Source organism: Faecalibacillus sp. MSK20_93, from assembly GCF_020589945.1.
GTDB lineage: Bacteria > Bacillota_I > Bacilli_A > Erysipelotrichales > Coprobacillaceae > Faecalibacillus > Faecalibacillus intestinalis.
In genome coordinates this window covers 1-311 of record NZ_JAJDKA010000182.1, presented here as the reverse complement: position 1 = coordinate 311, position 311 = coordinate 1, and the positions used below count along the sequence as shown (strand labels likewise).

1 protein-coding gene is annotated in these 311 nt (G+C 32.2%); it reads right to left on the bottom strand.

Features of this window, described 5'->3' with window-relative positions; translation table 11 throughout:
- Positions 1 to 33: 33 nt before the first annotated feature.
- The coding region (locus LJD34_RS16290) for a penicillin-binding transpeptidase domain-containing protein (RefSeq protein WP_264474843.1) at positions 34 to 311 on the bottom strand (278 nt) is incomplete at its 5' end.

The following is a 311-nucleotide window of genomic DNA, read 5'->3' as shown; positions in this document are numbered from 1 at the left end:
TAACATATTAATTAATGAAATACTAGCATTTTTTTAATTTAAACCATATTTTTCTACATATTTATCAACAACTTGATGTGCAATAATTGGTGCAGATGAATCAGCGCCCGATGAAGAACGATCTTCTCTAAATGCAATACTAGCAAATGCAACTAATGGTTTACTATCTTCTGTTGCTGAAATATAACCAATTTGTAGATGGTTTGGGTGGTCAACATTTGAATTACCATCATATTTTTCAGCTGTTCCTGTCTTACAATAAACAGCATATGGCTTTTCTGACCAATACGTATGTGATGTTCCATCTGTTC